Origin of the sequence: Pseudomonas sp. ADAK2 (assembly GCF_012935755.1) — a bacterium.
Taxonomy (GTDB): domain Bacteria; phylum Pseudomonadota; class Gammaproteobacteria; order Pseudomonadales; family Pseudomonadaceae; genus Aquipseudomonas.
The window spans coordinates 4,477,078-4,503,016 of the sequence record NZ_CP052862.1 but is presented as its reverse complement, the minus strand read 5'-3'; the positions used below and the strand labels follow the sequence as shown (position 1 = coordinate 4,503,016).

21 protein-coding genes and 2 pseudogenes are annotated in these 25,939 nt (G+C 52.6%); 2 read left to right on the top strand and 21 right to left on the bottom strand.

Features of this window, described 5'->3' with window-relative positions; translation table 11 throughout:
- The first annotated feature begins 13 nt into the window (after positions 1–13).
- Positions 14–2,311, top strand: coding sequence for a penicillin-binding protein 1C (pbpC, locus tag HKK52_RS20625; RefSeq protein WP_237150582.1), 2,298 nt, complete (start codon positions 14–16; stop codon positions 2,309–2,311).
- Between the two features lie 597 nt (positions 2,312–2,908).
- On the opposite strand, the gene HKK52_RS20620 is transcribed toward pbpC, so the two are convergent.
- The 8 genes and pseudogenes from HKK52_RS20620 to HKK52_RS20590 form a co-directional block, all read right to left on the bottom strand.
- A complete protein-coding gene (locus HKK52_RS20620; RefSeq protein WP_237150581.1) occupies positions 2,909–4,156 on the bottom strand; it encodes an MFS transporter in 1,248 nt (415 codons plus the stop codon).
- Between the two features lie 2 nt (positions 4,157–4,158).
- The gene (locus HKK52_RS20615; RefSeq protein ID WP_169372350.1) at positions 4,159–5,139 is read right to left on the bottom strand and encodes a HesA/MoeB/ThiF family protein; all 981 of its coding nucleotides are present in this window, start codon (positions 5,137–5,139) and stop codon (positions 4,159–4,161) included.
- Positions 5,132–6,565, bottom strand: coding sequence for a hypothetical protein (locus HKK52_RS20610; protein ID WP_169372349.1), 1,434 nt, complete (start codon positions 6,563–6,565; stop codon positions 5,132–5,134). Before HKK52_RS20610 ends, HKK52_RS20615 begins: the two co-directional genes overlap by 8 nt.
- 39 nt (positions 6,566–6,604) lie before the next feature.
- Entirely contained in the window at positions 6,605–7,837 is a 1,233-nt protein-coding gene (locus tag HKK52_RS20605; RefSeq protein WP_169372348.1) for a hypothetical protein, read from the bottom strand.
- A 180-nt stretch (positions 7,838–8,017) separates the two neighbouring features.
- On the bottom strand, positions 8,018–8,989 hold the full coding sequence (locus HKK52_RS20600) for a cupin-like domain-containing protein (protein WP_169372347.1): 972 nt from the start codon (positions 8,987–8,989) through the stop codon (positions 8,018–8,020).
- An 89-nt stretch (positions 8,990–9,078) separates the two neighbouring features.
- On the bottom strand, positions 9,079–9,225 hold the full coding sequence (locus HKK52_RS20595) for a hypothetical protein (RefSeq protein WP_169372346.1): 147 nt from the start codon (positions 9,223–9,225) through the stop codon (positions 9,079–9,081).
- A gap of 690 nt (positions 9,226–9,915) precedes the next feature.
- A pseudogene (locus HKK52_RS32670) lies at positions 9,916–10,197 on the bottom strand (transposase); the annotation flags it as partial.
- An 8-nt stretch (positions 10,198–10,205) separates the two neighbouring features.
- Positions 10,206–11,936 (bottom strand): ABC-F family ATP-binding cassette domain-containing protein, encoded by a 1,731-nt coding sequence (locus HKK52_RS20590; protein WP_169372345.1) that lies wholly within the window; start codon positions 11,934–11,936, stop codon positions 10,206–10,208.
- Positions 11,937–12,427: 491 nt separating this feature from the next.
- On the opposite strand from HKK52_RS20590, the pseudogene HKK52_RS20585 reads away from it, so the two are divergent.
- A pseudogene (locus tag HKK52_RS20585) lies at positions 12,428–12,983 on the top strand (efflux RND transporter permease subunit); the annotation flags it as partial.
- Positions 12,984–13,496: 513 nt separating this feature from the next.
- Here the strand turns inward: HKK52_RS20585 and glmS are convergent.
- The 13 genes from glmS to HKK52_RS20520 form a co-directional block, all read right to left on the bottom strand.
- On the bottom strand, positions 13,497–15,332 hold the full coding sequence (glmS, locus tag HKK52_RS20580; protein ID WP_169372344.1) for a glutamine--fructose-6-phosphate transaminase (isomerizing): 1,836 nt from the start codon (positions 15,330–15,332) through the stop codon (positions 13,497–13,499).
- Position 15,333: 1 nt separating this feature from the next.
- Positions 15,334–16,110, bottom strand: a complete 777-nt coding sequence (locus tag HKK52_RS20575; RefSeq protein ID WP_169372343.1) for a DeoR/GlpR family DNA-binding transcription regulator — start codon at positions 16,108–16,110, stop codon at positions 15,334–15,336.
- A gap of 199 nt (positions 16,111–16,309) precedes the next feature.
- Positions 16,310–17,677, bottom strand: coding sequence for a bifunctional UDP-N-acetylglucosamine diphosphorylase/glucosamine-1-phosphate N-acetyltransferase GlmU (gene glmU / locus HKK52_RS20570; RefSeq protein ID WP_169372342.1), 1,368 nt, complete (start codon positions 17,675–17,677; stop codon positions 16,310–16,312).
- 117 nt (positions 17,678–17,794) lie between these two features.
- Positions 17,795–18,223 carry a F0F1 ATP synthase subunit epsilon gene (locus tag HKK52_RS20565; RefSeq protein ID WP_169372341.1) on the bottom strand — a complete coding sequence of 143 codons (429 nt, stop codon included), beginning with the start codon at positions 18,221–18,223 and terminating at the stop codon, positions 17,795–17,797.
- Positions 18,224–18,268: 45 nt separating this feature from the next.
- Complete coding sequence (atpD, locus tag HKK52_RS20560) at positions 18,269–19,648, bottom strand: F0F1 ATP synthase subunit beta (protein ID WP_123408561.1); 1,380 nt, start codon at positions 19,646–19,648, stop codon at positions 18,269–18,271.
- A gap of 27 nt (positions 19,649–19,675) precedes the next feature.
- A complete protein-coding gene (atpG, locus tag HKK52_RS20555) occupies positions 19,676–20,536 on the bottom strand; it encodes a F0F1 ATP synthase subunit gamma (RefSeq protein ID WP_123515499.1) in 861 nt (286 codons plus the stop codon).
- Positions 20,537–20,586: 50 nt separating this feature from the next.
- Entirely contained in the window at positions 20,587–22,131 is a 1,545-nt protein-coding gene (gene atpA, locus HKK52_RS20550; RefSeq protein WP_121732610.1) for a F0F1 ATP synthase subunit alpha, read from the bottom strand.
- A 21-nt stretch (positions 22,132–22,152) separates the two neighbouring features.
- The gene (locus HKK52_RS20545) at positions 22,153–22,689 is read right to left on the bottom strand and encodes a F0F1 ATP synthase subunit delta (protein ID WP_059403768.1); all 537 of its coding nucleotides are present in this window, start codon (positions 22,687–22,689) and stop codon (positions 22,153–22,155) included.
- Between the two features lie 12 nt (positions 22,690–22,701).
- Complete coding sequence (locus tag HKK52_RS20540; RefSeq protein ID WP_008027535.1) at positions 22,702–23,172, bottom strand: F0F1 ATP synthase subunit B; 471 nt, start codon at positions 23,170–23,172, stop codon at positions 22,702–22,704.
- A gap of 56 nt (positions 23,173–23,228) precedes the next feature.
- Positions 23,229–23,486 (bottom strand): F0F1 ATP synthase subunit C, encoded by a 258-nt coding sequence (gene atpE, locus HKK52_RS20535; protein WP_002555987.1) that lies wholly within the window; start codon positions 23,484–23,486, stop codon positions 23,229–23,231.
- A 134-nt stretch (positions 23,487–23,620) separates the two neighbouring features.
- Positions 23,621–24,490: a F0F1 ATP synthase subunit A gene (atpB, locus tag HKK52_RS20530; RefSeq protein ID WP_169372340.1), complete on the bottom strand. Its 870-nt coding sequence runs from the start codon at positions 24,488–24,490 to the stop codon at positions 23,621–23,623.
- A 16-nt stretch (positions 24,491–24,506) separates the two neighbouring features.
- The gene (locus HKK52_RS20525) at positions 24,507–24,914 is read right to left on the bottom strand and encodes a F0F1 ATP synthase subunit I (RefSeq protein ID WP_054048155.1); all 408 of its coding nucleotides are present in this window, start codon (positions 24,912–24,914) and stop codon (positions 24,507–24,509) included.
- A gap of 148 nt (positions 24,915–25,062) precedes the next feature.
- Positions 25,063–25,935 carry a ParB/RepB/Spo0J family partition protein gene (locus tag HKK52_RS20520; protein WP_123408557.1) on the bottom strand — a complete coding sequence of 291 codons (873 nt, stop codon included), beginning with the start codon at positions 25,933–25,935 and terminating at the stop codon, positions 25,063–25,065.
- Between the last annotated feature and the right edge of the window lie 4 nt (positions 25,936–25,939).

Sequence of the window (25,939 nt, the reverse complement as noted above, 5' to 3'; positions counted from 1 at the left end):
ACCGGGGCGACGATTGAAACGCCTGCTGGCCGTTGGATTGACGGCGGGGGCGGTGTTGCTGGGGCTGAGGCTGTGGCCCCATGCGCCGCTGAGCGAAACGACGTCATCGTCACGCCAGGTGTTGGCGGACGATGGCTCGCTGCTGCGCATGACCCTGGCCGCCGACGGCCAGTATCGGCTTTGGCTGCCGTTGGAGCGCCTCTCGCCGACGTTGGTCGAAGCACTGCTGCTCAAGGAAGACCGTAACTTCTTTTGGCATCCGGGGATCAATCCTCCGGCGCTGCTGCGGGCGGCCACGGCGACTTACAGCGGTGGCCAGCGTCAGGGCGGCTCGACGCTGAGCATGCAACTGGCGCGGCGTCTGTGGGACCTCAACACCCGGCAGATCCCCGGCAAGCTGCAACAAATGGCCCTGGCCTTGTGGCTGGAGGCGCGCTACGGCAAACACGAAATTCTCGAGGCTTACCTCAATCTGGCGCCGATGGGCGGCAACATCGAAGGCGCGGAGGCGGCGAGCCGGATTTACTTCGGCAAACCGGCGGCGCAGTTGTCGCTATCCGAAGCCCTGGCTCTGGCGGTGATCCCGCAGCAACCGGGACGCCGCGCCAGTTTCGGGCCCTCATTGCAGAACGCGCGACTGCGCTTGATGGCAGAGTGGCGCGACACCTACCCCGATGACCCACGTAACAGCAGTTTGCTGGAGCTGCCGCTGGAAGCGCGCAACCGCCAGCAGATTCCGTTTCTGGCGCCGCATTTGAGCGAGCAGTTACTGGCCGCCCAGACGGGCAATGAGCTCAACAGCACGTTGAATTTGCCCTTGCAGCAGTTACTGGAACGGCTGATTGGCGGATTCATTGCCGAGCGCAAAAGCACCGGTGTCGAAAACGCTACGGCGATCCTGATCGACAGTCGCGACCAGAGCGTCAAGGCGCTGGTCGGCTCGGCGGACTACTTATCCACAGCGCTTCACGGCCAGGTCAACGGCATTCTGGCGCGGCGCTCGCCAGGTTCGACCCTCAAGCCGTTCCTTTACGGGCTGGCGTTGGACCAGGGGCTGATCCATCCGATGAGCATCCTTAAGGACATGCCGAGCAGCTTCGGCTACTTTCAGCCGGAAAATTTCGACGGCAGTTATGTCGGTCCGCTGACCGCCCGCGATGCCCTGATCCGCAGCCGCAACATTCCGGCGGTGTGGCTGGCTAGCCAGGTCAAATCCCCATCGTTGTACGGCTTTTTGCAGCAGGCCGGGATCAAGGGCATGCGCGGCGAAAGCCATTACGGTCTGGCCTTGGCCCTGGGCGGCGGCGAGATGACGCCCGAGGAGTTGGCGCGGCTGTACCTGATGTTGGCCGGCGACGGCCATTTGCGGCCACTGCGTTACTTGAGCGAACAACCGCAGAGCAGCGGCGATGCATTGTTGACGCCGCAAGCCGCGTTCATGGTCCGCGACATGCTCAGGCGTAACCCACGCCCCGACGGCCTGCCCGCCGACAGCCGTGGCCGGCATTGGCGCACCGCGTGGAAAACCGGCACCTCATGGGGCTTTCACGATGCCTGGAGCGCCGGCATCGTCGGGCCCTACGTGTTGGTGGTGTGGGTCGGCAACTTCGACGGCCGCCCCAACCCGGCGTTCATTGGCGCAAAAACCGCGGCACCGCTGTTCTTTCGTATCGCCGATGCGCTGCCCCTGGCCTTACCCACGGTGGCGGATCGAGTCGACAAACCGCCCACGGGCCTCACGCGCATCGACATCTGCGCCGCTTCCGGCGAGTTGCCGAACCGCTGGTGTCCGTTGACCCGCAAAACCTGGTACGTCCCCGGCGTCTCGCCGATCCGCGTGTCCAACCTGCACCGTCCGGTGCTGATCGACACCCGCACCGGCAAAGCCGCCTGCGCGCCGTTCGATCCGCAGTACACCCGCGAAGAAGTCTTCGAATTCTGGCCCAGCGACGTACAACGCCTGTACCGCGCCGCCGGCCTGCCCCGGCGCACACCGCCCAACGTGGTCAAGAACTGCCAGCCCAACCCCTCCGGCGGCCAGAGCGAAGCACCACAAATCAGGTCGCCACTCACCCAGGTCAGCTATCAGCTACGGCTTTCCCAGCCACAGGACAGCATCTCCCTGAGCGCCAATGCCGCCAGTGATGCGTTAAAGCTTTATTGGTTTGCCGACCAGACCCTCATCGGCCAAGGCCCGCCGCAGACCACGTTGAACTGGCGGCCGGGCAAGTCAGGGCAGTATCAATTACGCGTCACTGATGATCAGGGCCGCAGTGCGAGCAGAGGGCTGCGGGTGGAGTTTGTGCCTTGAGCGGCTGTATTGAACAGCCGCTCGATTAAGGCACTGCGTAGTAACCTCTATAGTGATCTAAGGAATAAAAACTTTCGCAGCCCTCCAGCCACCTGACTTCCGAATCACCAACATGCCATAGACGGGTGGTGTGGCGGATCAGACATCATGCCGATAGCCAAGGCCACGAAGGTCGAAATCCCCAATTTCTTGGGGACATCGCACAGGTGTACTGAGCATGAGCCGGATACGACTAAACCGCCCCCGCCGCTGAACCCAAGGCGCCGCCGATAAAGTAGACCACCATAAACACCGTGTTGAGGCGGCTGGTGGCGGACGGTTCCAGCGCCAAGACGCAGAGCTGGTTGGCCAATTGGTTGATACGGTTACCCAGGTCAAGAAAGGTCGCCGCGATCAGAATCGGCCATCACAAGCCGCTCGGCCCGAGGGTGTAGATCAGGATAAACGCCACCAGCACGGTGGTAATCCCGACGCGCTCGAGCAAACGCCCATGGCGCCGGGAACGACGCTAGGGTTACCAATATCCAGCTGCCACCGGTAGCGTTTTAAACGCTTTACGCAGTGAGTCTGGAAAGCGTCTAGAAAATTCGAGACGATTTAAGCTTCTTGTTTTTTCAAATGGACTTTTTGCCCACCTAACAGCAATGTTGTACCTACGCCAAATAAGCCAACAAAACAAGTGGCTGCAACTATAATCAAAGTCAACGAGAAACCATATAGGTCTAATAGTCCACCGAAAACAGTATAGGAGATGCCGATAATAACTGAGTTAACTAGGTTTGCTACAGAGAGGCAAGATGCTCGGATACGTGACTCAACATTATCATGAATATAGGTTTCATATGAGGTCTCATAGATGGCGGGGAGCGACATGATTAACAGAAAAGTGACAACTGAAGTAATGATTCCAATATTCAATGACAAAATGAAAAGAAGAAAAGTAACAACAACAGTAGTAGTGAAAGCAATGATACCGAGAGAGAATCTAGTACATATAAAGCCGGCAGCCACAAACATGCCAGCAGATATAGCTTCAACGGCAGCATAAATACCAGCAATGATAGGGACCTCTAAGCCTTGCATGGAAAAAAATGGCTGCCCATAAATAAACAAAGGGATTGTTGAAAGTTCGAATAAGGCATACCCAATAAATAAAGGCATAAGAAAAGCGCCTTTTTTAGAGCGGAAAAAATTAATTAATAAAGTAAAAATCCCCTCTGTTTTTTTGTCGCTCATGACGCTTATTTTATTGGCGTTCAGTGAAATAGACGGGAGCTTGATTTCGGGAATGAGTGTTACAACAATAGCGCCAACAAGCTTTGATATCGCAAAGAAAATATATACAGTATTCCAAGACCAAGTGTCTTGTAATACGCCACCCAATAGCATAGACAAACCTAATGACACAGCACCAATGGCACGGGCACGCGATAATATTTTAGGATACTCTTCTGCTCGATTTTCAGCTAGTAAGTTATCATACAATAACGCCCTGTCTGAACCGGAGCCCATAGCAATACTAGCGCCGAATAAGCAAAATATAATTGCGAAAGGAATAAAAGATGAAAACAGCAAAAAACCAATACCACTTATAAATAACCCTAAAAAACCGATTATAAGAGAGATTTTTCGACCATATCGATCTGCGAGTAAACCAGATGGAATTTCTAACGCTACGGAAGAAAAGAATAGAAACGATTGAAGAATACCTATCTCTCCTTGTGTGATGCCAAGTTGCAGCAAGTAAAGCACAAACAAACTTCTCTGAACATCCAAATTCATAAAAATCGACAAGGAATAATATAAGTTATCGTTCTTATTTTTGAAAAAATTTAATGCGCCCATTTTTATTCAAATACCTGTTTTTTTGTAAATTCAAAAGAATTGAAATTTAAGTTCAAGGTACATGCATCTGTTTTTGAAGGCCCCATTTTTGCCAAATACTGAAAAGCTTCCCACGCGATAAGGTTAGCAACAATGGAATTTGTTATTCCATTGGACGGAAAACGTGCAGGAACAATTGTTTTTTTACAAACGCTGCGCACCTCTCTAATCCAGCGTAGATAGGCCTGAAATGAAGATCTCTCTCTAAGAAGCGGCCCAAGTATACCGTTGTTAATACCAACGGCACCGAACAGCGCCGATGTGCCTGCTTTTACTGCTGCGTTAGCGACGTAACTTTGAATAGCTCCTTTAGGTTCGTCAGCGCAACAGATTATTAAATCCGCGCCCTTCGCTAACTTCGCCAACTGTTTACTAGACGTTATCTCAGCTATAACGGATGTAGCGTCTACTACTTTTTGATTTTCTATTAATCGCTGAGCAAGTATATCTGCTTTATATTGACCAATATCGTGTGCACCAAAAACAAATTGACGATTAAGATTGTTCATGCTCACCTTGTCAAAATCAATCAAAACAAAAGACCCCACACCTGAACCGGCAAGGCTTTGTGCAACTAAAGCTCCTGTACCACCGCATCCAACAACTACTATGGATGAGTTTTTTAGCTGCTGACTCATTTCTTGATTTGGTGCAACAGCTTCATTCCACGACCATTGCATAGTCTGTAACGGCGTCATCCCATAAGGCGGGGCAGTATGAATGAGATTAGCATCTTTTAGTTTCCGAAGAAGGCTTCCGTCTGGCTCTTTATCAACTTCTACTGCTACGCCTACTGTACTCAGTAGATGAAGTAATTTCGCAGTATCTGAATTAGGGGGCTTGATACTTTTTATGCCATTCTCTGTGATCAGCTTAAGTTGATTGTCATCACTAAGGATAACAACATCACCACGTAATACCCACAGGCTTTCTTTTTTAAGCAAGGCGGGAATCCTCTGCTACATTCGTATCACTTATATTTTTAACAAACATAGCCATAGGTCTATAAACCGTTTCAGCCAACATCATGGGTAAAACTTCATTGCTGGACTTGGAATAAAGCTTTAGAAAAATAGCTTTAATAAAGCTTATGGACTCAGCGGAGGTATCCAAGCCAGATATTTTTCTTTGAAAGAGCGCCAGACGCAAACTTTTCTCACTGGCGGCATCTACAATTAACGTCTTCAATATTTTCTTTTCTTCATTTGTGAGCTCTTGCCAGAGTTGACTGCACTCCATATTGAGGTGAAGTGATTTTTTTTTATTTTTTTGTCGGGGCTCAACAAATGCTTGAAGCAAGGTCTCTGCGTGGCTCATTGTTTCAAACGGGCTATTTAACCGTTGATAGCTTGCAAGAATAGGGAAAGAGTAATATGAAGAAAATGCAGACCAGGATAATAGTACTTTTGTGTTGGCGTTAGGAATGACATCTAATGCCTTCGTTAGTCCAATGCCGCGATACTGTGGATGTACAATGACCCGGAATGATTGCAATACATATTTATTGATTTCTGAAAACTCAGGAAATATGTCAAATGCTTTTGGCCACGGGCGAATACACAAATTAACACCCACCAACTCTCCTTTAGAGTAAGCGGTGACAACATGATCAACTAGAGGTGCTAACATATCAATGTCGTTCGGGTTGTCATTTTCATAATGATAGCGAGAAAGTTTTTTATAATCGTCTATAGTGCCTTTTTTAATTTTTATTTCCAGACTTTTTAATATATTCGTGCTTTTTGGTTTTTTATTAAAAATACGGTGCTTCCCATTAGAGCACAGTTTAATATGAACATCAGGGTTCAAGAAGTCGACAATGTCATCATGGCAACTTGCAATAAAAGCACTTTGTTTATTGGAGCGAAGAATTTTCCCTAAATTCATGGCTACAATTAGAGCTGTGCGCCTGTCCAATCGTGTAGTAAATTCGTCAAGGATAAGTGGTCCTACTCCCTGGAGTAAAGCTAACGCAATAAGGAAGCGTTCTTTTTGTCCATCAGAAAGGTGAGAAAAAGGACCAATCAGGATACGTGGTTCTCCCAACCCAAATTTTGAAAGATAACGGATGACGTCACCTGCATCTCCATAAGATATAATTTCCGCGATAGATTTCTCTTTATCAATATCATTTGTTATTTCTCTTATATCTGAAAAATGTCGAGAAATATCTCTTAATAGTAGACTTTTACCAACACCACTTGCCCCTGTTATTAGAACAACCCCATCTGTAGGAATGTCTAAATTTGATAGCGACTCCATCCACCCTTCTTCGGACAGGCCAAAAGTTTTAATTATATCTTCGCAAACCTTGCTCGAACTATTTAGCGGGGGAATATGTAAATCTACTTTTGTATGTATCATATTCATAGCTTGGCCCTCATTAGCTGAATAGTTGCAATGGATATATCAATTTTTAAAATTAACATTGCTCAAGCAAATGCTTGGAATAGCACCAATTATCACACTTGGACATAAATCATCTAATAAATCATCAAGCAATTGTCTATGCGCATTACTAAACACAGATGACTTTAATGTATTAACATATAATTGTTGCGCTTGTGATTCACTTCGCCAGGCTGGGCATAATATTAATGATGCATATCTACCCCAAGCATCATCAGTTGGCCCAGAAACTATCATTAGTCGCATAGCTGCTTTAACTTTAGGCGCTGAATAGCTGTCAGAAACGGGAGTGCACGGTATGCCATTTTGATGAAGAGTCGTTGCAATAGACCAAGCTACTGTGGCATTAGGATAATAATCGGAAAAAGCTAGAGTAAGACCATTTCTCGAGGCTATCGGCGACCAATCTAAAGGTATTAAATTTCTTAGCGGTACTGGATCATCAAATGGTGTAGAGGCTGTTGCCCAACCTACGTGTTCTCCGCAGTTGGTTTTTTCTATAATATTTTTAATTTCTTTGCGAATTGATTTTTTGTCATCTCCAATAAGCTCACCTGAGAAAACAATAATAGCTCTAAGAGATGTTTTTTTAACGATACGCTTTCCATTTGCTGATGGCATTGAGTTAAATGGAGTAGCGGTGTCTGCAGTCTGATTAATGATTCCCTTTTCGTAAAGAGTGATATTCTCTTCAGGGTTACGAACAACTTCTATAAGAATAGAAGGGACGCTGTCTTGAGGGCAAAAAGCCTCCCACCGATTAGGGGCAATTTCACAGACTTGTCGGGCTCCTGGCCATTTATCAGTACGAAACGGTATCCAAGCGGGGGAGGATAGCAATCCTTCAAAGGCTGAAACTTTTTCCTTAAATCTGATAATAGCACTGCCATCTTGTGTTAACCCTAACGTTGCTTTACTCATGATTAGATGACGGACAATGAGATCATGGCTAGCTAGATAATTAAGTCCGTTTAAATAATCTTTTCCTGAAATATTATCCAGGTTACGGCTGCTATTAGCGTTGGGAGAAAGGATGTAGGTATGCCCCTCATCTTCAATATTTATATCACAGCCGCCTTCTATACTCACGTTTGGGAGTGGCGTAGACAATGGTGCTCGTGGAGGAAGCGCTCCCAAACTGGCTAACTGTAGCGCCCCATAGTTGCGAGGAGATTTTAATGATCCAGGAGGTGCATCCACAGCAATTCTAATTAATTTATCTTTCTCCGTCACACAGCCTCCTTACTTAGTGCCAGTTTTCCAGGAACATTTAATTATTAATTTTTTGTGGAGCGAGTCATCTGAGGGTGATTTAGATAACATTTACCGCAAACTAGCGTACCAAAAGATCATTTAGTTAATGCGTTGTCAATGTAGGTCTTATGAATCCGTTGTTCCTTAACCACTAGAATTCTACTGATGATAACCACTTAGGTAATCTTCAGATTTTTTTGCTGATTTTTTAAGAAACATAATATAATTTTTTTCATGCTCAACAAACGCCCCGATCTTATGAGATAAGGGTGGGGATAGTGTCTTTTCTGCTTTAAATAATTCTTCCCTAGCCTCCCTCCCTAAATCTTCGATTTTACTTAATAGGGGTAGAACGAATCCACGCATTTGTTGTTCAAAAAGTGGAAATCTATAAGTGTCTACATGTAAATTTTGAACAGCTATAGTGAATCCACAGTTGATTACGTTATGCCACCAACCAGGGGGAATATATAATGCATCACCTGCCGATATTGCACCTTCAAAAATATCGGCACCGTGCTTCAGTACCTCATTAGCAATGTCAGAATTAAATAAATCTTGTCCATTCGAAACTGCAAACGTGTGAGATGGCGATACCAAGCGTGCTTTTTTTTCACCCACAATCATTGTTAATACAGAATTAACAAAAAAAGAATCTGTATGGAGAGGGCTTGATACATGTTGATAGCCGATAAGCAAATTTGTCGGTGGTATTGAAATCGAAGACGGTAGTTTGTATAACCAATTATCAGGAAAACAAGGTAGGGTCATGTCTATATCATCTAGAAGCTCAGGAAACTCTTTATGATAAATCCATCCACCCAAATAGGGTAACTCAGCGTTATTATCAAAAGCGTTATTTCTTTCTGCTAAATATATGTATTCTCCCAGAGTCATTTTAGTTTGGTCTTTATAAAGTTCTTGCCGTTTTGTCTTGTAGTAACAGACAGGCACTTTAACGTGCCCATAAGTATTTCTGAAAAAATCTGCAGACCAGCGCCTAATGGCAGGCCAATCCTTTCCCATTCCTTTTAGAATGACTGGCTTTTCATTCATGAGGTAATTTTTTTGAAATGACATTGCGTCACTAGCATCAATGCTCTCAAGAAGAATTATATTTTTATTTTCCAAAGGAATAATCCTTGCTCAATAGATTGCTATTGGTATAAAAAAGGTCAAACATAATGAATGACCTTTTTTATCATAGTCCTAGCGAACTATTAACAGCGGCCGAAAACAGCTTGAAGCATCAGTTCATCATCTGCTAAATCCATGAAGAAAGAGACATCTTCATTCTCAGTGGTAGCAGAAAAAGCATTAGGGTTGTCTGATTCCAATACATATTCAATCACTTCTTCATTTTTCATTTTGTATTCTCATTAGTTAAAAGATGAGGTAGTAACAATTTTAGATTTAGCAGCCACTGATTAGTTTGGCTTTTCGGTCCGGAATCAAGCAGGAGGTCCTGTTTTATCAGAGAGAAGCCGCGTAATGTCGGAACTAATCAGCGCCTCTCTGAATAAAGACCATGTTCCAGTATTACGCAAATGTACTCTTTGTAAGTGTATGTGTCAGTCCATCCGTAATAGGAGAAATAGCTGCTGTAATTCGCCCGCAGCGGTAAAAAAACATGGCGGCCGCAGAGACTGAGTGCAGCACCCGACCTTTCCGATACGGTGCTGCGACATTTCTCGTCACGAACTGAGCGCAGAAAAGCGCGCCACCATTTAAATCGGTGATGTCCAGGGCCTCAGCGTCGGATTGCATAGATCGACCATCAACCGCGAGTTGCAGCAAAACCGAGAGGTTTGTGGTCGTTACTTGGTTTCCGGGTGGTGCTAGAAGGCTCCAGTTTCAATGAGGTTCAGTTGGCAGAGTATGGTCGGTACAAAGACCTGTATGTTGAGCAGATCAAGGTCTATCGTTGCACAGTCTGCAGCGCTGGCAGCATTGCGGGGAGGATCGGCGTCCATCGGTACCACGAGCGGCTGCGCGGTCGTAGTCACCCACCAACGAAGTGAGCACTGACGTCCCATGTTGTCGATGATCCGAAACGACTATGGTGAACACACACCGCGTTTCAAGCGGATTGATTCCACAGCGTGTTGCAAGTACCTCTTGGTCAGCATCAGTTTGGCAAAACCGAACAGGCTGAATAATTGCGCTGTATTCTTTTCCAATCCGTGGTGACCAACGTTGCGGTGATTGAAGCGCGCCTTAATCACCTGGAAGAGTTGCTCGACCTTGGCAACGCAGTTGCGCCTTGGCGTATTCGAATTGCGCCTGACCCAGAACAGCACACTGTCTTTGTCGTGATGTTTATAGCTGCTTGGCCGTGCTCTACCCTCTACCCTAAATCTAGCAGAACGCCGAGCTGAGCAATCTGTTGCTGCCACTCGCGCTGTAACTCAGGCTTCTGGTGCTTGACTTTTCGAGCTAGGTCCTCCTCCAGTTTACTTTCCAGATCCAACAGAGTCGCCAGTAGGAGTTCTTCTGTTTCTGGCAATACAAACGATCGTTCATCCTGTAACGGCGCGGCTAACATGGCGGGCACATGAGCATTTGCCAGATTGGCATACACTGGCGCTAGCGCGTGCCAGTCTCTTAGCCGATGTTTATCTATTAACCAGAAACGATTACAGCTGTGCTCAATCAGTGTGCGGTCGTGAGAAACCAGCAATACAGCGCCGCTGAACATCTTCAGCGTTTCCGCCAGTTCCTCTTTGCCTTCCATATCTAGGTGGTTAGTCGGCTCATCAAGCAACAACAACGAATAGTTTGCCAGTGTGAGACCGATAAACAACAACCGTGAACGCTCGCCGCCGCTCAGGGTGCTCACCTTTTGTTGATGGCGCAGGTACGGGAAACCGGCACTAATTAGTGCCATTTTCCTCTGGTCTTCTGTAAGCGATGAAAAAGGGACAAGTGCTTCGTTTAAGGTGTCATCATCACGCAGCTGCTGCAGGCTCTGATCATAGTAACCGACGCGTACTTTCGGGTGGAATACCACGCCATCCTCCATTGTCTCTGGATAGCAGAAGGCTCGCCATAACGTATGCAGGAGTGAAGATTTACCACAGCCGTTGCGGCCGACCAGTGCAATCCGGTCACCGCATTTAACCCGGATTTCGTCCAGTTCGAACAGCACTGGCGCATCTAACGCAGGTCGAACCTGCAAATGAGATAGCTCTAACAACCGGTCGGCTGTTAACGCTTCGCCATTAAGACGCAACTGCCACTGAGTACCGGCAGTGACCTGAGTTTGATCATCCTTCATCCGGTCGACCTGTTTCTCCATTTGTTTGGCTTTGCGCGCCAGCTTCTCGCTATCGTAGACGCTGCCCCAGATTGCCAGCCGTTTAGCGCTTTTCGTAACTCGGTCAATCTCTTTTTGCTCGGCCTGACGGCGGTGGGTATCTGCAGTATCTTTCTCTGCTAGAGCTTCACGCGCCTGCGTGCAGGGTAGTCGAATAAATTGCAGGGTCTTGTCGCGCAATACCCAGGTGCAGTTGGTGACGTTATCTAAAAGACTGCGGTCATGGGATACCAAGACAAAGCTGCCCCCCCAGGTTTTCAGAAAGTTCTCAAGCCAAAGTAACGTCGGCAGATCTAAATGGTTACTGGGTTCGTCCAACAACAATAAGTCCGGCTGTCGGATCAGTGCACGGGCCAGCAGAAGGCGCGTGTGCTGCCCTCCGCTGAGCGTTCCGGCGGTCAGTTTCCAAGCAGCTTCATCAAACCCCAAACTGGCCAGCAGCGCTTCGACCTGCCAGCGTTCGTATTGATGCAAACTGTCTGGAGCATGGTTGATTACCGCCTCGAGGAGTGTGTAAGCATTCAGGTCGGCGGGCAGATGCTGCTCAACCCGTGCCATCCGGCATTGGCTTGACAGGGTAATGGTGCCGGAAGTGGCAGCGAGCTCGCCGCTGAGGATTCTCAACAAGCTACTTTTGCCACAACCGTTATGACCAATCAGGCCGATGCGGTCACCTTTTTTAAGGCCGAAGGAAATATCAGCGAACAAAGGGCCAAAGGTACTTTCGTAACTGATAGATTGTGAGGAAAGTAAGGTAGTCATTATCAGGCTTACTCAAGTTTACAAACATGGAAATAGAAATTATGAGCGTCAAAAATGCTGACGATAGTCGATAATGAATCGCCCCGGGTTTTCTAGACACTCTCCAGGCGTCTCTGCGTAACGCCTTTCAAACTCTATCGTAAGCGTCCGGCCGACCCACCTTCTGCTAAAGGATTCCAGCCCGCATCCTGTGCTTTTCCCAACGAGAGATTCGCATGGAAACGACGCACGCGCGGCGCAAATATTTGGCAAAACATGTCCAGGCCCGGCGACCAGCCAACATCCTCAGTCCGCTTACTGCTAACAACATGATCTTAAACCCAAGACCCTCGCCTACTGGATTCGCTACCACAAACAGGACGTCCCCCCGTAACCCTGATTCCGTTGGTGGTCCAGGAGCCCTCCGTCAATCGGGAGTTGTTGTTGCAATATGCCAGTGGCTGGCAGTTGGCATTGCCGACGCGAGCGTCGAGGCCGCTTGGCTCGCTGGATTGGCGCAACTGCGCGCCTTGCAGGCTGGTTCCTCAAGTTCGAGCTCAAGACCTTACCGAACGTTGCGGAAGTGGCCACCGTGGGTGTCACGCAGTCTGAGGTGACCGAGGCGATCGGCAAGGCCAATCATAAAAACGGTGGGGCCGTGCTGGAGATGGCGGAGACCGAGTTCATCGTGCAGGCTTCCGGCTACCTGAAGACCCTCAATGACTTTCGAGCAATTCCGCTCAAACTGGGTCCGGGTAGTGTGACGGTCACCTTGATGATGTCGCCACGATTCAACTAAGGCCAGAAATGCGTCGCGGCAGAACCGAACTCGATGGCGAGGGCGAGACCGTCGGCGGCATGGTGATCCTGCGCAGCGGCAAGAATGCTCGCGAGACTATCGAGGTGGTCAAGACCAGACTCGAAGAGGTGAAAAGCAGTCTGCCGGCCGGCGTAGAAATCGTCACGACCTGCGACCGCAGCGAACTGATTGACTGCGCCGTGAAAAACCTCAGCCATAAGCTGATTGAAGAGTTCATCGTTGTCGCGTTGGTCTCCGGAATCTTTCTGAGGTCTTCGCCAGTAAGAGAACCCAAGACTCTTTAAATCTCCTCTGGCACACTCCGGGCAGAGCCTGCTGTCATTCGATCAAAGCCGTAGCAATATCCAGCGGAGATGTATTTCCTTTGGGAATATGACAAATCCTGAATATTTTTAAAGTTTGAATATTGAGGATAGTTAGTGTGATGGTGCAATTAACGATTAAAGCCATAACAACCTCTCTAGTTAAGAACTGAAGCTATAACTTTAACATCCGCAGTTCCAATGGAATATTTTGAAAGGCGTTCGAATAGTTCCATATGTGGCTGTTTCCAGCCCATGTATATATTTCTTTCAACGTACGAACGTAGTGATTCTTCGTTTTGTATTTGGAGGAGCATGTCAAAACAAAGGAGGGACCGATTTGGCGGCACTGGTTGACCGGGTCAAGCGCAGGCATAAAGCTTGGAGACCCAGCAGGTCTCCAAGCTTCGACAGTTTTTATTACTTGAGACCACTATATAAGTGACGTCTGTGGATAACTTATTCCACCGTCACCGACTTCGCCAGGTTGCGCGGCTGATCAACGTCCGTGCCTTTCAACACCGCGACGTAGTACGACAGCAGCTGCAACGGGATGGTGTAGAGGATCGGCGACAGGATGTCGTGGATGTGCGGCATCTGCACCACGTGAGTGCCTTCGCCATTGGTCATGCCAGCCTTTTCGTCAGCGAAGACAATCAGCTCGCCGCCCCGGGCGCGGACTTCCTGGAGGTTGGATTTCAACTTCTCCAGCAATTCGTTGTTCGGCGCCACGGTGACCACTGGCATGTCGTTATCCACCAGCGCCAGCGGGCCGTGTTTCAGTTCGCCGGCCGGGTAGGCTTCGGCGTGGATATAGGAGATCTCTTTAAGTTTCAGAGCGCCTTCCATCGCCACTGGATACTGCGCGCCACGACCAAGGAACAAGGTGTGGTTCTTGTCGGCGAACAGCTCGGCGATTTTTTCCACGGTGCTGTCCATGGCCAGGGCTTCGCCCAGACGGGTTGGCAGGCGACGCAGTTCTTCGACCAGGGTGGCTTCGACGCCTTTGGCCAATGTGCCACGTACCTGACCGAGGGACAGGGTCAGCAACAGCAGACCGACCAGCTGAGTGGTGAAGGCTTTGGTCGAGGCCACGCCGATTTCGCGACCGGCCTGGGTCAGCAGGGTCAGGTCGGATTCACGCACCAGCGAGCTGATGCCGACGTTGCAGATCGCCAGGCTGGCGAGAAAGCCCAGTTCCTTGGCATTGCGTAGCGCGGCCAGGGTGTCGGCGGTTTCACCGGACTGGGAAATGGTCACGAACAGGGTGTCGGGTTGCACCACCACTTTGCGGTAACGGAATTCGCTGGCGACCTCGACCTGGCACGGAATGCCGGCCAGCTCTTCGAGCCAGTAACGGGCAACCATACCGGCGTGGTAGCTGGTGCCGCAGGCGACGATCTGCACATTGCGAACCTTGGCGAACAACTCGGGCGCCTCTGGACCGAAGGCTTGCACCAAAACTTGTTGCTGGCTCAGACGCCCTTCCAGCGTGCGTTGCACGACCGTAGGTTGCTCGTGGATTTCCTTGAGCATGAAGTGGCGGTACTCGCCCTTTTCGGCGGATTCGGCATTGTCACCGTATTGCACCGCTTCACGCTCAACGACTTTGCCGTCAATGTCCCAGATCTGCACGCTGTCGCGGCGAATCTCGGCGATATCGCCTTCTTCGAGGTACATGAAGCGGTCGGTCACCTGACGCAGGGCCAGTTGATCGGAGGCGAGGAAGTTTTCCCCCAGGCCCAGACCGATCACCAGCGGGCTGCCACTGCGGGCGGCGACCAGGCGATCCGGTTGGTCGGCGCTGATCACCGCCAGGCCGTAAGCACCGTGCAACTCTTTGACAGTCGCCTTGAGGGCCACGGTCAGATCATGCAGATCCTTGAGTTTATGCGCCAGCAGGTGGGCAATGACTTCGGTGTCGGTGTCTGAGGTGAACACGTAACCCTGAGCCTTCAATTGCTCACGCAGGGCTTCGTGGTTCTCGATGATGCCGTTGTGCACGACGGCCAGGTTCTGCCCGGAGAAGTGCGGGTGAGCGTTGCGTTCACAAGGGGCGCCATGGGTGGCCCAACGGGTGTGGGCGATGCCCAGGCGACCGACCAGCGGCGTCTCGGCCAGGGCCTGATCCAGCTCGCTGACCTTGCCCGGACGGCGCAGGCGATCAAGGATCCCGTCATTGGTGAAAACCGCCACACCGGCGCTGTCATAACCACGGTATTCCAGGCGTTTGAGCCCTTCGAGCAGGATGGCGGTGATGTTACGTTCTGCGACGGCGCCGACAATTCCACACATGCTATTTCTCCTGACTGACAGCCGCGAGGATCAAATTGATCCCGCGAGCCTGAATCTGATCCCGTGCCTCACGTGGCAGGCGATCATCGGTAATAAGGGTATGGACGCTGCTCCAGGGCAGTTCCAGGTTGGGAATCTTGCGGCCGATCTTGTCGGCTTCGACCATTACCACCACTTCCCGGGCGACTTCGGCCATGACGCGGCTCAAGCCCAGCAATTCATTGAAGGTAGTGGTGCCACGGACCAGATCGATGCCATCGGCACCGATAAACAACTGGTCGAAGTCGTAAGAGCGTAGTACCTGCTCGGCGACTTGCCCCTGAAAGGATTCGGAATGCGGGTCCCAGGTGCCACCGGTCATCAACAGCACCGGTTCATGCTCCAACTCGCTCAGGGCGTTGGCCACATTCAGGGAATTGGTCATCACCACCAGGCCCGGCTGCTGGCCGAGTTCCGGAATCATGGCGGCGGTGGTGCTGCCGCTGTCGATGATGATCCGCGCATGCTCACGAATCCGCAGCACGGCGGCGCGAGCGATGGCTTGCTTGTACTTGGACACCGGTTGACCAAGGTCAGCGACCAATTCCTGCGGCATGGTGATCGCGCCACCGTAACGGCGCAGCAGCAGGCCATTGCTCTCAAGGGCGGCGAGGTCTTTGCGGATCGTCACTTCCGACGTCTCGAAGCGCTTGGCCAATTCGTCCACGCTGACTTCCCCCTGCTCGTTGAGCAAGGCGAGGATGTTGTGACGGCGTTGAGGTGTATTGCGCTTTGACATGAGCGGGTAAGTTTCGATTCGAAAGATAACGAAAGCAATCAAAACCTATTGGCGAAACTTCGTCAAGCCAGCGCAAGAAAAAAGATCTGTGGATAAAAGCATCGCGGGCAAGCCTCGCTGCTACAGACGGTGATATCTGTAGGAGCGAGGCTTGCCCGCGAAGGCGATCTAATGATTGCCACGATGCTCTGTGGATAACTCAGCTCTGCTTGATTTTCTCCGGCCGCTTCCAGCCATCGATGTTCTTCTGCCGTGCCCGGCCGACGGCCAACTGCGCGTTATCCACATTCTGCGTAATAGTTGAACCGGCCGCGGTGGTTGCACCCGACGAGATATCCACAGGCGCCACTAACGAATTGTTGGAACCGATAAACACATCTTCACCCAACACGGTTTTCCACTTGTTGGCGCCGTCGTAGTTGCAGGTGATGGTGCCGGCACCAATGTTGGTGCGCGCGCCGATTTCGGCATCGCCCAGGTAAGTCAGGTGACCGGCCTTGGCACCCTCGCCCATATGCGCGTTCTTCAGTTCGACAAAGTTACCCACATGGGCGCGCGCCTCCAGCACGGTGCCAGGACGCAAACGCGCGAACGGGCCGGCATCGCTGCCCTCGCCCAGAATCGCGCCTTCGATATGACTGTTGGCCTTGATCACCACGCCTTTGCGCAGGGTGCTGTCCTTGATCACACAGTTCGGACCGATGACCACGTCGTCTTCGATCACCACGTTGCCTTCGAGGATCACGTTGATGTCGATCAGCACATCGCGGCCGACGGTGACCTCACCGCGCACATCGAAACGGGCCGGATCGCGCAGGGTCACGCCCTGGGCCATCAAGCGACGACCGGCGCGCAACTGATAGTGACGCTCAAGCTCGGCGAGTTGCTTGCGATCGTTGGCACCCTGCACTTCCATGGCATCAACCGGTTGTTCGGTGGCCACCACCAGACCATCACTAACCGCCATGGCAATCACGTCGGTCAGGTAGTACTCGCCCTGAGCGTTGTTGTTGGAGAGCCGGCTCATCCAGTCGCCCAGACGCTCAAACGGTACCGCCAGAATCCCGGTGTTGCCTTCGGTGATCTTGCGCTCGGCTTCGTTAGCGTCTTTCTGCTCGACGATGGCCGTGACCTTGCCGTCGGCATCACGCACGATACGGCCGTAACCGGTCGGGTCATCCAGTTCGACGGTGAGCAAGCCCAGTTGCTGCGGTGCCACCTGCTTGAGCAGGCGTTGCAGGGTCTCGACTTCGATCAGTGGCACGTCGCCGTAAAGGATCAGCACGGTGTCGGACTTGATGAACGGGACGGCCTGCGCCACCGCATGCCCGGTGCCCAGTTGCTTGTCCTGCAGCACGAAATTCAGATCATCCGCAGCCAGACGTTCACGCACCGCATCGGCGCCATGGCCGATCACGACATGGATGCCCTGCGGATCGAGTTGCCTGGCGCTGTGGATAACATGGCCCAGCATTGAGTTGCCGGCAATCGGGTGCAACACCTTGGGCAACGCCGAGCGCATGCGCGTGCCTTGGCCGGCAGCGAGGATTACGATTTCAAGAGACATGACTGGCTACCAATCCTGGGTGGTCAGCAACTGCGACCGGGTTATGAAAGGCGAAAAAGAAAAAAGGGTAGCCGAGGCTACCCTTTTTAATCAATCGCACAACAAGTCGACGACGAATTAACCGCCGCCGAACTTCTTGCGGATCTGCTGGACGGTGCGCAGCTGAGCTGTCGCCTCGGCCAGACGTGCAGCAGCAGAACCGTAATCGAATTCCGCGCCACGTTCATGCAAGGCCTTCTCGGCAGCCTTAACGGCTTCCTGAGCGGAGGCTTCATCCAGGTCGGCAGCACGTTGCACGGTGTCGGCAAGAACCTTGACCATGTTCGGCTGAACCTCGAGGAAACCACCGGAGATGTAAAACACCTCGGTTTCCCCGCCCTGCTTGATCAGGCGGATCGGGCCCGGCTTGAGATTAGTGATCAGCGGCGCGTGACCCAGGGCGATACCAAGATCACCCAGTGCACCGTGCGCAATCACCATCTCGACCAGGCCGGAAAAGATTTCTCCTTCCGCGCTGACGATATCGCAATGGACTGTCATAGCCATCTGATTGCCTCAACCTAAATTAGCGCCCGTTGCCGGGCGCCGGGATTACAGTTTCTTGGCTTTCTCGATCGCTTCTTCGATGCCGCCGACCATGTAGAACGCTTGTTCTGGCAGGTGGTCGTAGTCACCGTTGAGGATGCCTTTGAAGCCAGCAATGGTGTCTTTCAGGGAAACGTATTTACCCGAGGCACCGGTGAAGACTTCAGCCACGAAGAACGGCTGCGACAAGAAACGCTGGATCTTACGAGCACGGTTTACCAACTGCTTGTCGGCTTCCGACAGCTCGTCCATACCCAGGATCGCAATGATGTCCTTCAGTTCTTTGTAACGCTGCAGAACGTACTGGACGCCGCGAGCGGTGTCGTAGTGGTCCTGGCCGATCACGTTCGGGTCCAGCTGGCGCGAAGTCGAGTCGAGTGGATCGACCGCTGGGTAGATACCCAGGGAAGCGATGTCACGGGACAGAACGACGGTGGCGTCCAAGTGGGCGAAAGTGGTCGCTGGCGACGGGTCAGTCAAGTCATCCGCAGGTACGTATACCGCTTGGATCGAGGTGATCGAACCGTTTTTGGTCGAAGTGATACGCTCTTGCAGAGTACCCATCTCTTCGGCCAGGGTCGGCTGGTAACCTACTGCGGAAGGCATACGGCCCAGCAGTGCGGATACTTCAGTACCGGCCAAGGTGTAACGATAGATGTTGTCGACGAACAGCAGAACGTCGTTACCTTCGTCACGGAACTTCTCGGCCATGGTCAGGCCGGTCAGTGCTACGCGCAGACGGTTACCCGGCGGCTCGTTCATCTGACCGTAAACCAGTGCCACTTTGTCCAGAACGTTGGAATCCTTCATCTCGTGGTAGAAGTCGTTACCCTCACGAGTACGCTCACCCACACCGGCGAACACGGAATAACCGCTGTGCTCGATGGCGATGTTACGGATCAGTTCCATCATGTTTACGGTTTTGCCTACACCGGCACCACCGAACAGACCGACTTTACCGCCCTTGGCGAACGGGCAAACCAGGTCGATAACCTTGATGCCGGTTTCCAGCAGGTCGTTGCCGCCCGCTTGTTCAGCGAAGGTTGGCGCAGGACGGTGAATGCCCCAGCGCTCTTCGGTGTCGATCGGGCCAGCTTCGTCGATCGGGTTACCGAGGACGTCCATGATCCGGCCCAGGGTCGCTTTACCGACCGGTACGGAGATGGCTGCGCCAGAGTCGGTGACTTCCAGACCGCGCTTCAAGCCCTCGGTGGAACCCATCGCAATGGTACGAACCACGCCGTCGCCCAGCTGCTGCTGAACTTCCAGAGTGGTGCCGGCATCGCTTTGTACTTTCAACGCGTTGTAGATGCTCGGTACGCTGTCGCGTGGAAATTCCACGTCGATAACGGCGCCGATGATTTGAACGATACGTCCGCTACTCATAGCTGGATCCTCTGAATATTTGAACCGTTAAACCGCGGCAGCGCCGCCGACGATTTCCGAGATCTCTTGGGTGATCGCAGCCTGACGCGCCTTGTTGTAGATCAGCTGCAAATCGCTGATCAAATCACCGGCGTTGTCGGTAGCGTTCTTCATCGCGATCATCCGCGCAGCTTGTTCAGCCGCGTTGTTCTCGACCACCGCCTGGTAAACCTGCGACTCCACGTAGCGAACCATCAAGCCGTCAAGCAGCTCTTTGGCATCCGGTTCGTAGAGATAATCCCAGTGGTGCTTGAGTTCTTTATCCGGGGTCGCCACCAGTGGAATCAACTGCTCCACGGTAGGCTGTTGCGTCATGGTGTTGATGAACTTGTTGGACACAACGCTCAAACGGTCGATACGACCATCGAGGTAGGCATCCAGCATCACCTTGACGCTGCCAATCAGATCATTGATCGATGGCTCTTCACCCAGGTGGCTGATAGCTGCTACGACGTTACCGCCGAAGTTGCGGAAGAAAGCCGCACCCTTGCTACCAACTACACACAGATCGATCTCGACGCCGTTTTCACGGTTTTTCGCCATGTCCTTGACCAAGGCCTTGAACAGGTTGGTGTTCAAGCCACCACACAGACCACGGTCACTGCTCACTACAACATAACCAACACGCTTGATTTCACGGTCGATCATGAATGGGTGGCGATATTCCGGGTTAGCGTTGGCCAAATGACCAATAACCTGGCGGATGCGCTCCGCGTAAGGACGGCTAGCAGCCATGCGCATTTGTGCCTTGCGCATTTTGCTGACCGCCACTTTTTCCATGGCGCTGGTAATCTTTTGCGTGCTTTTGATGCTCGCAATCTTACTGCGAATCTCTTTTGCGCCTGCCATGTAACACCTATCAGGTTAGCAAGCGGGAGCCTTGCGGCTCCCGCTGCGGCTTACCAGGTTTGGGTGGCCTTGAACTTCTCGATACCGGCTTTCATGCCAGCGTCGATTTCGTCATTGAAGTCACCCTTCACGTTGATCTTCGCCATCAAATCGGCGTGATCGCGGTTGAAGAAAGCAATCAGCGCTTGTTCGAAGCTGCCGATCTTGGCGATTTCAATGTCAGTCAGGAACCCACGCTCAGCGGCATACAGCGACAGCGCCATGTCAGCGATCGACATTGGTGCGTATTGCTTCTGCTTCATCAGCTCGGTAACGCGCTGACCATGCTCAAGTTGCTTACGGGTCGCTTCGTCCAGGTCAGAAGCGAACTGGGCGAATGCCGCCAGTTCACGATACTGAGCCAGAGCGGTACGGATACCACCGGAGAGCTTCTTGATGATCTTGGTCTGAGCGGCACCACCCACACGGGATACCGAAACACCGGCGTTCACAGCAGGACGGATCCCGGAGTTGAACATGGCCGATTCCAGGAAGATCTGACCGTCGGTGATGGAAATCACGTTGGTCGGAACGAACGCGGAAACGTCGCCAGCCTGGGTTTCGATGATCGGCAGTGCGGTCAGGGAACCGGTTTTGCCGGTCACTGCGCCGTTGGTGAACTTCTCTACGTATTCTTCCGAAACGCGGGATGCGCGCTCCAGCAGACGGGAGTGGAGATAGAACACGTCGCCTGGGTAAGCTTCACGGCCTGGTGGACGGCGCAGCAGCAGGGAAATCTGGCGGTAAGCCACTGCTTGCTTGGACAGATCGTCATAAACGATCAGCGCGTCTTCACCGCGGTCGCGGAAGAATTCACCCATGGTGCAACCGGAGTACGGTGCCAGGAATTGCAGTGCTGCAGATTCCGAAGCGCTCGCTGCCACGACGATGGTGTTAGCCAGTGCGCCGTTTTCTTCCAGCTTGCGAACAACGTTGGCGATGGTCGATTGCTTCTGACCGATCGCTACGTAGACGCAGAAAATGCCGCTGTCTTTCTGGTTGATGATCGCGTCGATCGCCAGAGCGGTTTTACCGATCTGACGGTCACCGATGATCAGCTCACGCTGGCCACGGCCGACAGGAATCATGGCATCGACAGCCTTGTAGCCAGTCTGTACAGGCTGGTCTACCGACTTACGCCAGATCACGCCTGGAGCAACTTTCTCGACCGCGTCGGTCTCGGTGTTGCCCAGTGGACCTTTGCCGTCAACAGGGTTACCCAGTGCGTCGACTACGCGACCCAGCAGTTCCTTACCAACCGGAACTTCGAGGATGCGGCCAGTGCACTTGGCGCTCATGCCTTCAGCCAGAGACTGGTAGGAGCCCAATACAACGGCGCCTACAGAGTCTTGCTCAAGGTTGAGGGCCATACCGAAGACGCCGCCCGGAAACTCGATCATCTCGCCGTACATGACGTCGGCCAGACCGTGAATCCGCACGATACCGTCAGATACGCTGACGACTGTGCCTTCGTTACGGGCTTGGGAGGTCACATCGAGCTTGTCGATGCGGCCCTTGATAATTTCACTTATTTCGGAAGGATTGAGTTGCTGCATTGCTCTGCTGCCCCTTCAAACTCAAGATTTCAATGCTTCGGCAAGGCTCGCGAGTTTGCCGCGAACCGAGCCATCGATAACCAGGTCGCCGGCGCGGATGACAATGCCCCCAATAAGGGATTTGTCTTCCTCGACTTGCAGGCGCACTTCCCGGTTGAGTCGTGCACTGAGAACCTTGGCGAGTTTGTCTTGCTGTTCTTGGTTCAATGCAAAAGCACTGGTCACTTCAACGTCTACCGACTTCTCTTGTTCAGCCTTGTACAGGTCGAACAGAGCGGAAATCTCCGGCAAAAGCGGGAGACGGTCGTTTTCGGCAACGACGTGAATGAAATTCTGTGCCTTGGCATCGAACTTGTCGCCGCACACGTCAATAAACGTGGCGGCCTTGTCTGCGCTCGTCAGTCGCGGGGCCTTGAGCACGCGCTGCATGGTGTCGTCTTGCGACACTGCTGCAGCCAGGCCGAGCATGGCTGACCAAGAGGCCAGTTGCTGGTGGGCCTGGGCGTGCTCGAAGGCTGCCTTAGCGTAAGGTCGGGCCAACGTGGTCAATTCTGCCATGATCGCCCTCGCTTAAATTTCAGCAGCCAGTTTGTTTACCAGCTCCGCGTGCGCGTTTTGATCGATTGTGGCACCCAGGATCTTCTCGGCGCCGCCGACAGCCAGTGCACCCAATTGGGCACGCAGCGCGTCTTTGACACTGTTCAGTTCCTGTTCGATCTCGGCCTGAGCCTGAACCTTCACACGGTCAGCGTCGATACGGGCCTTTTCAACGGCCTCTTCAACAATCTGGTTACCGCGTTTCTTGGCTTGCTCAATGATTTCAGCTGCCTGAGCCTTAGCTTCGCGCAGTTGCTGACCCGCTTTATCTTGGGCCAGCTCCAGGTCGCGAGCTGCTCGGGCGGCAGCGTCCAGTCCATCCGCGATCTTCTTCTGACGTTCGTGCAAAGCCGCGATGACCGGAGGCCACACGAACTTCATGCAAAACAGTACAAAAATGAAGAACGCAACGGACTGGCCAATCAGGGTTGCATTAATGTTCACGCCAACACCTCGCTCGTTCGTTGCACATCAAACCAATCACTCGAAGGTTCGAGTGATTAGCCAGCGAGTTGACCAACGAATGGGTTCGCGAAGGTGAAGAACAGAGCGATACCAACACCGATCATGGTTACGGCGTCGAGCAGACCGGCAACGATGAACATTTTGACTTGCAGCATTGGAACCATTTCTGGTTGACGCGCTGCGCCTTCCAGGAACTTGCCGCCCAACAGGCCGAAACCAATTGCGGTACCCAGTGCGCCCAGGCCGATCAACAGTGCAACAGCGATAGCGGTTAGACCAACTACAGTTTCCATCTTTCCTCCCGACTTTTACGTCGTATGGTTTAGGTTTTTTAGATTTTAAAGCGGTAAAACAAATCGTTTCATAAGCCCTGTTCGGGCACCCACTCGTTTGACCGAGTGGGACATCAGACTAGTCGAGACTGGTCTTAATGGTTCTCTTCGTGCGCCATCGACAAGTAAACGATGGTCAGCATCATGAAGATAAACGCCTGCAGGGTGATGATCAGGATGTGGAACACAGCCCACGCCCACTGCAGAACTACGCCCAGGCCGCTAAGCCAGAGCAGACCGCTGCCGAACATCACAGCAATCAGAATGAAGACCAGCTCGCCGGCATACATGTTGCCGAACAGACGCAGTGCCAGAGAGATTGGCTTGGCGATCAGGGTGACGAATTCCAGCAGGAAGTTCACCGGGATCAACAGCGCTTGCAGGAAAATGTTCTTGCTGCCGAAAGGATGCAGGGTCAGTTCGCCGATGAAGCCGCCGATGCCCTTGACCTTGATGCTGTAGAAAATGATCAACGCGAACACCGACAGGGCCATGCCCAGGGTAGCGTTCGGGTCAGTGGTCGATACGGCACGGAATGGAATGTGCGCATCGCCAGTAATCAGGATGGCCAGCTGAGGAATCCAGTCGACCGGGATCAGGTCGACGGCGTTCATCAGGAAGACCCAGACGAAGATGGTCAGTGCCAGCGGTGCAATCACCGGGCTACGGCCATGGAAGCTGTCTTTCACGCTGCCATCGACGAATTCGACCAATACTTCAACGAAGTTCTGCAAAGCACCTGGTTGACCGGAAGTCGCCTTCTTTGCCGCCATGCGGAAAATCAGAACGAAGATCAGACCCAACGCGACCGACCAGCCGAGGGTATCGACATGGAAAGCCCAGAAGCCCATTTCCTTGGCCTCTGCTGCGGTGTGGGCAAAGCCCCAGCCGCCGGTAGGATGCTGACCGAAGGTCAGGTTCTGCAAGTGGTGCTGGATATAGCCCGAAGCGGTTGTCTCTGCCATGGTTGCCTCAAACGCCCTAAGGTCTCGAAAGTCTTGTTCTCATCAGCAGGGGCGCGAACCAGCTGACCAGTTGGGTCAACACGAAGACGCCGAATACAGCTAACGGCGCCAATGGCTTCACACCTGCAAACGTCAATGCAAAGAGCACTGCCGTCAGAATTAATTTGCCCGCCTCGCCGGCATAAAAAGACCGGACGATGGCTTGAGCTGCTCGGGCGCCGGAAAACCGAAATGCCCTGTGAGCGAAATAAACATTGGGTAACAAGGCTATCAGGCCTCCGCAGAGTCCTGAGTACCCGGCAACGACTCCGTACCATTGCCACAACGCCAAAGCGGCGATGAGCAAAACGATAAATTGAGCCATTAACACCGGAAAAACTGCCAGGCGATGGAACGGCAAGCGGTTTGGCGTGCGGGTTTCCATCACTTTTACTCCCCAATGGTCGGCTGCCAGAATTCAATAACTTGGCATAATTTGTGCCGACAAAATGCGCGCAGAGTATAGGGGCGGTTCAGCCCCTATTCAACTGTCAGGTAGTGATTTCCGACTGCGCGCTACATGAGGAAATGTTTCAGCGGATGTGTGCAAGCACGCCTTGAAGCTCGTCGAGAGAGTTGTAGCCAATCACCAACTGCCCTTTGCCCTTCTTTCCGTGGCGGATCTGCACCGCAGAGCCTAGGCGCTCGGCCAGGCGCTGCTCGAGTCGGGCGATATCCGGGTCTGGTTTTGCAGCTTCCACCGGCTCCGGTTTGCCACTCAGCCACTGGCGAACCAGTGCCTCAGTCTGGCGCACGGTCAGTCCGCGTGCGACAACGTGTCGCGCCCCCTCAACCTGCTGATTCTCCGGCAGACCCAGTAAAGCACGTGCGTGGCCCATTTCAAGGTCGCCGTGGGAAAGCATGGTCTTGATGACTTCCGGCAACGCGATCAAACGCAACAAATTGGCGACGGTAACGCGGGACTTACCCACAGCCTCGGCGACCTGTTGCTGGGTCAACTGGAATTCCTGCTGCAAACGCTGCAGGGCTACCGCTTCCTCGATCGGATTGAGGTCTTCGCGCTGAATGTTCTCGATCAGCGCCATGGCGATGGCGGTTTCATCCGGCACATCGCGAACCATCGCCGGGATGGTTTCCTGGCCAGCCTGCTGGCTGGCACGCCAGCGGCGTTCGCCGGCGATGATTTCGAAGCGGCCGTTGCCAATCGGGCGAACCACGATCGGCTGCATCACGCCCTGGGCCTTGATCGACTGCGCCAGTTCTTCGAGCGCCTGGGGGTCCATGTCCCGACGCGGCTGGTACTTGCCACGCTGGATCAGGTCCAGGGGCAGGTGTTGCAGCTCACGCTGATCGGCTTGTACCGCTTGCTCTTCGAGCGAGCTGACAGTCGGACCACTCAGCAGTGCATCCAGTCCACGTCCGAGACCTCGTTTCTTGACGGCCATGGGG